Here is an 8,947-nt window from a genome sequence, read left to right on the forward strand (position 1 = left end):
TGTCCTTTCATTGGCCTCTGCCTGTGCAAGCAAGATCTAATCAGCGCGAAGCTGGTGCAGGGCCGAGGAGCCGAGCTTGATTGGATTGACCAGCTTGATTGTTAAGGATGCTCCCGTGCTGCCGAAACTCGATCGCAAGCGCGGCCTGTTCGTGATCTCGAAAATCGACGAGATCATTGCCTGGGAAAAGTCTGTGGACCATCAGCGCGAAGCCAAATTCGTTGATCTTGGTCGATATTTGTGCGAAGTCAGAGCCGGACAATTTTGGCGTCTTGAAAAGCTGCATTCCTTCGATGACTTTCTTTCTCGTCGCTTCCCCGATTCGAGGCGAAAGGCCTACTACCTCATGTCCATTCATGAGCACCTGCCGAAGCAGATCAAAAAAGATCTCAACAAGATTGGATGGAGTAAGGCTGCCGAACTGGTGAAAGTAGCTCGCTCGGACAGGCAGAAATTCGATTGTGCAACCTGGTTGCACAACGCACAAACCATGCCCAAAGAGAAGTTCCGCCATGAAGTCGAGAAGCACCTCACCGGCGAGGATGCCGAGCCCTCGGACATCGTTTACTTCAAGCTCTACAAGAGCCAGATTCCCGTAGTAGAAGAAGCCATCGAGACCGCCGCACTAATGCTTGGCTCGGACAAATCGAGAGGTTACTGCCTAGAGATGATCTGCGCCGACTTTCTGGCTGGGGCGCACGCTTCCGGTGGGGAGCCCGAAGTGTTGTTTGAGGCGGTACTTCGCTCCTATCACCTCATGGCCAATGACCAGAGAAGACGCTTCCTTACTGCGATCGAGGAGCAGGATGCCAAGGCACTCGCAAGTTGATCCGAAGTTATCCGAGCAGCTGAGGCTTCGAATCCTGAAACGGGATTCCTGGCGATGCCAATTCTGCGGCAGCATGCGCAGGTTGGAAGTGCATCACCAGCTATTTCGGAGCCACGGAGGCAGGGACTCCGAAGAGAATCTCATCACGCTTTGCCATCGCTGCCATTCAACCCTGCACGCTCTACCAAAGTCCGATTAACTAGGTCACGCGAACCCTCAAATACCCCTCCGCAGAGGCTCCAGCAAACCCCATATGTTCTAACGCGGATTTTCCCAGAACCGAATCTCACAAACGAGTGATTTCGAAAACGGGATCTGGGACGTAGGACACTTGACGGCAGAAAGAATCAGCGAGCGCAACACTAGGATTATCTATTCCACCAGCGGCGGCCCGCCGAGACTACGGGTGATCCCCTCGTTCGTTGGGACTTGCGAAGCACGAAGTGCGATGTGGCAGAGTAGACCGTTGAACAGACCATCATAGGGCAGAATCACTGCTTCTGGGTCTGCACGCGCTGATTCGTGCCGGTCTTGATCGTCATATCCTCCGAAATGACCCATGCTCTAGCTCTTGGTTGGAAATCACAAGCCGAACGTACAATGCACTTGGGAACCTGCTTGGCGGGGCTTCAGTAATCAACCTCCAGATCAATTTTGTTCAAAAATGGAACGCTACAATTAGTATTGATTTGTTGTGACTCTAAGACAACCTCAGCTCTTCGTCGTTGCCCTGTTTGCAGCCCTTACAGCATGCAGCGGAGGAACTGGTTCTTCCTCCTCTTCCTCAGGTGGAGGAACATCGCCCACGCTGGTGTCGATCTCGTTAAGCCCTAGTGCCCCGTCGCTCCAAACTGGCTCTACACAACAATTCACCGCGACGGGGGCATTCAGCGACAACACAACACAGAATTTGACGAGCACCGCAACCTGGTCGTCGTCTACCACGGCTGTTGCGACGATCACTTCCGGTGGGCTTGCTACGGCAGTGACAGCCGGAACAACTACGATCAAGGCAGTATCGGGCACAATCAGCGGCACGACCACTCTCACCGTTACGGCTACGGCCCCTCCGCCACCATCGGCGAACGATGTATTGACCTATCACAATGACAACGCCCGCACGGGACAAGACTTAAAAGAGACGCTTCTCACCCTGGCGAACGTAAACGCAACGAATTTCGGAAAGCTGTTCGTGATTTCGGTAGATGGCAAAGTCGACGCGCAGCCGCTCTACGTCTCCAACGTTTCGATCTCCGGCGGTACACACAACGTGTTGGTTGTAGCCACTGAGCATGACAGTGTGTACGCGTTCGATGCTGACACCGGTACAAAGCTCTGGCAAGTTTCCATGCTCAAAAGTGGCGAAACAACTTCGGAACCTCGTTTTGGATGCAGCCAAGTTTCTCCCGAAATCGGAGTCACCGCAACGCCTGTCATCGATCGAAATGCTGGTCTGAACGGCACAATTTACGTGGTGGCAATGAGTAAGGACACCTCGGGATCGTACTTTCAGCGCCTCCACGCCCTTAACCTTGCCACAGGAGCCGAGCAATTCTCTGGGCCGCTGGACGTTCATGCAACCTTTCCCGGAACGGGAGCAAACAGTAGCGGAGGCTCTGTGATCTTCGACCCTGGGGCATACAAGGAGCGTCCGGGACTGCTCCTGCTCAACGGGGTTGTGTACACAAGTTGGTCTTCGCATTGCGATTTCAATCCGTACACCGGTTGGGTCATTGCTTACGACCAGAGCACGCTAGCACAGGTGAGTGTGCTGAACATTGTTCCGAATGGCAGTGAGGCTTCATTCTGGAACAGCGGAGCAGGACTCGCTGCCGATTTGGCCGGCAACATCTATCAGCTGGCGGCTAACGGCACTTTCGACTCGATGCTGAATGCCAATGGATTCCCCGCTCAAGGAGATTTCGGAAACGCATTTCTCAAGATATCGACGCTGAATAACAAGTTAGCCGTAGCCGATTATTTCGCATTGTTCAACACGGCCAGCGAATCCAATTCTGACACCGATCTGGGATCAGGTGGCGCAATGGTGCTTCCCGACCTCACCGATGGGTCGGGCACGGTTAGGCACCTCGCGGTAGGCGCAGGCAAGGATGGCAACATCTACGTCGTTGATCGCGACAACATGGGCAAGTTCAATGCCAACACGAACAACATCTACCAGCAACTGACTGGAGCAATCGGTGCTGAATTTGGAGCTCCTGCATTCTTCAACAACACCGTCTTCTACGGAGGCGTTAGCGACAAACTGAAGGCATTCTCAGTTACGAACGCAAAGCTGAGCTCGAATCCCACGTCGCAGAGTGGCAACTCATTTCCCTATCCCGGAACAACTCCATCGATCTCCGCAAACGGGAACACCAACGGCATCGTGTGGGCCGCCGAGAATGGCAGTACAGCGGTTTTGCATGCCTACGATGCCAATAATCTCGCCAACGAACTCTACAACAGCAACCAAGCCGCAAACGGGCGCGACCACTTCGGTACAGGCAATAAATTCATAGTGCCCACAGTTGCGAACGGCAAAGTGTATGTGGGAACGACGAACGGAATCGGAGTATTTGGCCTGCTCCATTGATTCTCGACCAGCCCGTCCATGTGTGGGCGCTACCGATTGACGCGTGCCTTCCCGTTACTGCATTATGAAAGCGCTCCTAAGCGAGTAGGAGTCTCCTCCCGGATTAGTTACGTTGACGATCACCGGCCCAGTCGCCACGGCAGGTGGCACGACTACGGTCAGCGTCTGATCATCAATGAGGGTTGTCCCGGTCGAAGTGCCGTTCAGCGTGACGGTGCTGCCGGATTTGAATCCGGTGCCTCGGATCGTGAGAGCAGTGCCTGCCGCGGCGATTGCTGGAGACACGTGTCCGATTGAGAGCGGCGCAGCATCGAGCTGGACCCGAGTCAGCCCTTGCGCGGTGATGACGAAAATGTTTTGGCCGCTGCTGTCGATCGACATCAAACCAGAAGCCGTCGGTTGCAGCGCCTGCCCAACCGATACGCGCTCGCGGAGGTCACCCCGATTGACATCAAAGATATCGATCCAGGAGTTGAAGGGCACATAGAGGAGACTTCCCGGCTCTCCGAGTGCCTCGAAGAGCAGCGGAGATGCAGCAAATGGATTTTGAAGATACAACTGCGGCAACTGGTAATACCCAATTGCGTTCGTCGCCGCGTCCGTGACATATGGCCCGGACGCGAACGCATATCCGTCTCCCGAGGCAGCAACCGCCGTGTTGCCAGCAATGTTGTTTATGGTGAAGTTCGAAGTCGCCGTATCAAGCACACAAAAACCGCGATTGCTGCTAAACGCGACCTCGGCACCATCGTTGGTGGCGCGCATCGATCCGCCCAGACACTGCGCTGGAGCGCTGAGCTCCGCGGTTGTACCGGTGGTCAGATTGATGGAAAGTATTCCCGAGGCCGGGCTTCCGCTAGGACAACTAGCGGATGAAAAGTTCGCCATCGTAAGCGCCCGGCCGTCTGCGGTAATCGCTAACCCCGTTTGGCTCTGACTACAACTGAGCGAAAGAACTCGAGAAGACGAGGGAACATCGATGTCGTACACGGCCAGCGAATTGTCCGCTGCGTCGATAGCCAGCAGGCTGGCTCCATCTGGAGTGAGGGCGAGTGCGGAAAAGACTTTCTGATTTCCGTTTGCAGGCGGAGTTAAGGGCGAGGTAAAGCTGCCGTTGGCGATTGAAAACACGTCGATGTGATCCCCCGCGGACAGATACAGCTGATTACGGAAGCGGTCGTAAATTATGTCGCTGAATTTGTCGGCGCTAGGATACGTCGTGACTGCAACGTAGTGAAACCCTCCGTGGACGGTTGCAGTGCCATTGGGCGTAGAAAGCGTAACGTCAGCCGCACCTGCACTGCCGGCCGGAACGCTCGTCGTCAGAACATAGGTTGGAAACGGATACACATTTCCAAAGTGTCCGCCGCTTGAGAGGAATGAATTTACGCTCGTGACAGCAGCATTCTTTCCTCCGATTGCAACCTGCATTTGAGCAGGATCAGAAATTCCCGTACCCACAATTTGGAGAGTGGATCCGCCTGTTGTGCTTCCGGCATTTCCGCTCAAGAACTGAATCGATGGGCCAAAGCTGAACGCCTGCGGAGCAAAATCGATTGCACCACTGGGAAAGAACATCTTCAGATCGGCAGGCCCGGCCGACAGGTTCGTTGGAGTACCAAATTGAATCTGTCCAGCTAGGCCACTTGTCACGCTGCTGGCGGCTTCACCACCGAGGTAGACGTCCGGCAGCAATGGCACGAGACCGCTGACCGTTACTGTTGTTGTACTTCCGACTGGACCAACCTTCGGGCTCACCATACCCGAAAAACCAAACTGTGGCAGACCGACATTTACTGTTGCGTCATCCACAAACATTCCGTAGTCCGATCCCCCGAAGATTAGACCTGTTGGATCGGCTGCGAATGGAGTCGTCATTGCCAACGGACCACTCCCGAACGCGAAACTCAGCTGAACCACAGGTGCGGTGCTCAACAACGCGAGGGAGCTCACGCTTGTGCTGTATATTGCGTCGCCCTGGTTGGATTCAGCTGCCAAATAAGCAATGCTACCGTCCGGGCTGAAAAGCGATCCCTTTATCTGAATGACCTGCGACGCAGGCGCAACGCTGCCAAGCTTGTTAAGCGAGGCATCGTAAATGTTTGAACCCAAAATGAAACGAGTTCCGTTCTGGTTCGCCGCGGGAGGTCCAAAAATATTGTTCAGAGTAGCGCTGATGGCATTGGATTGGGCGTCGTAGAGGTAGGCGGTTGGCGCGGAGCTCTCCGTAACGATAAGCACCTTGGAGCCATCGCCGCTCCGCGCAATGGCCCCGCCGATCGTAAGTTGGGGAATCGTAGAAGTGATGCCTGCCGCCGGATCCCACAAAACAATGCCTGGTATCGATCCACTGTATTGCATGAGGATCTTGCCGTTACTGAGCTCATGGGGAGACGCAGCCCTGACCCCAGCAGGGACGTTGGGGACGTTGAAGATTGCGGTGCGCACCACTTCGCGGGTGGCGGTGTCTATCCAAAAGACCTGGTTCGTGTCGGTACCAGTGAGTATTTTGGAACCGTCGACGCTCATTTCTAGATTCTCTGGTGCCGGAATTGAAATCGTGTCGATGATTTTCTTCTGATCGGGTGAATAAACCTCAATACGGTTCCAGAGATTATCGCTAGCAAACACGAGCTTGTGCACTGGGTCGTATACGGCTGAAACTATATCGCCGTAGGTGGCTACAAAGTCGGAGCGGCTGGTTGGAAGTTGTCCGGATGGCGGCACGACATCGAGCAGGAAAGACACAGTCATAGCGGCCGCGTTCACGTTCGGCGTGGCCGTAATCTGCAGGCGCACATTACGCGTTAAGGGGGCGTCCGGAGCAGCGGTCAGCGTCAGCGTTGTGTTTTGTCCAGGTGTGATCATTGACGGCGAGAAGCTTGCGGTCACTCCTGTTGGCAAGCCGCTAATCGAAAACTGCACGCTGTAGTTCGTAATCTGTCCAGCAATGACGTTAGCAATGGTTCGTATAGGAATCTGAGTGCTCGAACCGAATCGAACGGCATATTGATTGTCAACACCAGTCACGGTGAATCCCGCGAAGGCCACTTTAAGGTCAACCGGCAACGTCGAAGTAAAGCCGCTTCCACTGCCCGTGAACAAGACGATGTAATCGGCCGGCTGAACAGAGGCTGTCGCGGTAAGTTGCACATATGTTCCATTTTGGTCGATTGGAAAAGTCAAGCTCGGAGTAATCGACACGCCGGCCGGTAAACCGCTCACAGAAACGTTTAATGAACACGCTCCTCCCGAAGCGGAAACGCAATACAGAATAAAGCTCGTCGTTCCGTTTGGAGTCAGGGCCAATATGAACGGAGGGCCACTTGGCGCTGCAGGCGGACCTTGGCTCACTACGAAATTTGCATTCGCAGATACAGTTTGATTCCCAATAGATGCCTGAAAGGTAATCGGGTACGTGCCGATCGCAGCCAAGGCTGTCGTACTCAAGACAACATTTTGAGTGCCCGCGAAGAGTTGCAACGGTACTGCTGGGAAAACATTCACACCGCTTGGTAAGCCCGTCACTGTTCCCGAAGCGGAAGAAGCTCCGGAGGGGAGAGTGACTGTCAGTTTGACAATCGCGTTGCCGCCTGCCGCAACCGAAACGTTCGAAGAGTCCAGAGTTATTCCCAGGGTGCTGCCGTTTCCCCCTCCTCCCGTGCCGCCGCCAGACCCCGGATTGCCTGGATTCGAAGAAGAACCACCACCTCCTCCGCAACTGGTACTCGCTAGAAGGATGGCCAGGATTAAGGAAACGCCAAAAGGGACCCGAATGGCTCTCATAGAGGCAAGTGCAAGAGTGTACACCGATTTCTACAAATGGGAATGGGTTCAGCTAAATCTCGTATGATCGGCTGTGACAATCCTGCTTCGAAGTTGCTCCTTCCCATCGGGCTATTAAATCGCAAGCTTAAGGTCGTACCACTTCCGTAATCGGTTCTTCGCGGGCAGATCGTGTGTCCTGAAGCTAGTTCGTTTGTTCCACCTTCACCATAAAAGCAACATTCTGGCCGTTCCACACATTCAGGTTGTCGCTGACCGTACGCATCGGCTGAACCAACTCGGGAATCAGTCCTTCTGGCGCTAGAGTAGATTTCGGATCAAGAAAGAATCCTAGTGGCTGCGTTGGATCCGCGATCACTAAGCCTTCAACGAAGACATATAGCTGAGTACCGGCGAGAACGCGCAAATTCTGAAATTCAGCCGCCGAGTTGAAGCCAACCCATAGTTGCGCGGGCGGTGAATTGTTAAACCCGTTCTGGTCCGTCAGTAGTGCGTTGCCAGCAGTTCCGTGCCAGGGCGGAATCTGCAATTTATTGTGGCGGAACAGGGAATTCAATAAGCGGAACAGAGAATTAGTTGGGGGTCCCGCCGCGAAAGGAGAGCCCGCCGCCGGCCTCAGTCTGCCGTGGCAGTCTTCTGTGTCCAATTGTCGTATAAGATACATATCATATGATATATACTTATAGAAGGAGGGCAAATTCGATGGCACGTTCCTCAAAGACTCGGGGCAAGAAGTCTGCGCACGGGGTGGGTGGCGGCGCAGAGGCGAAGATATTTATGACCGGACGCAGCCAGGCAGTGCGCCTTCCGAAGGAGTATCGGTTCAGCGGGGACAGCGTGTGGGTGAAGCGCCTGGGGAACGGGATCCTGCTCCTGCCCAAGACCGCCGACCGCTGGGCGGGACTGTTCGCCGCGCTCGACGAATTTCCCCGGGACTTTACCCTTGACCGCGATCAACGTCAGCAGCCGCGTGCTGGGCTCGAGAACTTGTTCGGTGCGGACGAGGAATGAACGGTCTGTATTTGCTGGATACGACCGTGTGGATCGATCTGCTGCGAACCAATTCCCCCGCCATACGGGGCGCCCTCGTGAGACACAGGAAAAGAACGATCGGTCTATCAGTGATAACGCTGTGCGAGTTGCAATACGGACTTGAGCGCCGGGCAGCTCGGCACCCGCACGTTCGCGAGCGAGAACAGGGTTTGCTTGCCACCATGATCGCGCCCTTCGAGGTGTTTTCTGTCGACGCACGTGTAGTGGAAACCTATGGAAAGGTGCGCGCAGGTTTGGAGGACTCCGGTGAGTCGATCGGCGCACTTGACACTTTTATCGCTGCACAGGCGCTCGATCTGGGCGCTACTCTGGTCACCAGCAACAGGAAAGAATTTCAACGCGTGTCTGGACTGGAGATAGAAGACTGGCGGTGACCTGGCGCTTCCCAGCTCGAAAAACTAAAAGGCCATGCGAGTTTTTTCGCCCTTACCTCAATCATAGGGCGAACGGAAACAGGGAATTGGCAGGCAGACGCTGGGTCTCGTAGGCGTTATGGTCGTGCTTCTCGTTGCTCATACGGTGTCGGAAGACAAAAACGAAGAATTGATCAGAATCATTTCGGCGCGAAAGGCCACTCCGCGAGAAAGGAGGATGTATGACCAAAATCAAGAAAAAGCAACTTAGGGAGATCCATGCGCTCGCGGCAATGAGCGATGCTGAGATTGACACTTCCGACATCCCGG

7 protein-coding genes are annotated in these 8,947 nt (G+C 54.6%); 4 read left to right on the forward strand and 3 right to left on the reverse strand.

Going from position 1 to position 8,947, the window contains the following annotated elements; all coding sequences use genetic code 11:
- Positions 1-85 precede the first annotated feature (85 nt).
- Positions 86-829: a hypothetical protein gene (locus VNX88_20640; protein HWY71087.1), complete on the forward strand. Its 744-nt coding sequence runs from the start codon at positions 86-88 to the stop codon at positions 827-829.
- Positions 830-1,201: 372 nt separating this feature from the next.
- On the opposite strand, the gene VNX88_20645 is transcribed toward VNX88_20640, so the two are convergent.
- Positions 1,202-1,390, reverse strand: coding sequence for a hypothetical protein (locus VNX88_20645; protein ID HWY71088.1), 189 nt, complete (start codon positions 1,388-1,390; stop codon positions 1,202-1,204).
- Positions 1,391-1,523: 133 nt separating this feature from the next.
- On the opposite strand from VNX88_20645, the gene VNX88_20650 reads away from it, so the two are divergent.
- Positions 1,524-3,425 (forward strand): Ig-like domain-containing protein, encoded by a 1,902-nt coding sequence (locus tag VNX88_20650; protein HWY71089.1) that lies wholly within the window; start codon positions 1,524-1,526, stop codon positions 3,423-3,425.
- Positions 3,426-3,479: 54 nt separating this feature from the next.
- On the opposite strand, the gene VNX88_20655 is transcribed toward VNX88_20650, so the two are convergent.
- Together VNX88_20655 and VNX88_20660 are read right to left on the reverse strand one after the other, a co-directional pair.
- On the reverse strand, positions 3,480-7,211 hold the full coding sequence (locus VNX88_20655) for an IPT/TIG domain-containing protein (GenBank protein ID HWY71090.1): 3,732 nt from the start codon (positions 7,209-7,211) through the stop codon (positions 3,480-3,482).
- Between the two features lie 184 nt (positions 7,212-7,395).
- Positions 7,396-7,767 (reverse strand): hypothetical protein, encoded by a 372-nt coding sequence (locus VNX88_20660; GenBank protein ID HWY71091.1) that lies wholly within the window; start codon positions 7,765-7,767, stop codon positions 7,396-7,398.
- A 146-nt stretch (positions 7,768-7,913) separates the two neighbouring features.
- Between VNX88_20660 and vapB the strand changes: the two genes are divergently transcribed.
- Together vapB and VNX88_20670 are read left to right on the forward strand one after the other, a co-directional pair.
- Positions 7,914-8,222, forward strand: a complete 309-nt coding sequence (vapB, locus tag VNX88_20665; GenBank protein ID HWY71092.1) for a type II toxin-antitoxin system VapB family antitoxin — start codon at positions 7,914-7,916, stop codon at positions 8,220-8,222.
- Entirely contained in the window at positions 8,219-8,638 is a 420-nt protein-coding gene (locus VNX88_20670; GenBank protein HWY71093.1) for a type II toxin-antitoxin system VapC family toxin, read from the forward strand. Before vapB ends, VNX88_20670 begins: the two co-directional genes overlap by 4 nt.
- The last annotated feature ends 309 nt before the right edge of the window (positions 8,639-8,947 follow it).

This window comes from Terriglobales bacterium (assembly GCA_035567895.1).
Taxonomy (GTDB): domain Bacteria; phylum Acidobacteriota; class Terriglobia; order Terriglobales; family Acidobacteriaceae; genus Gp1-AA112.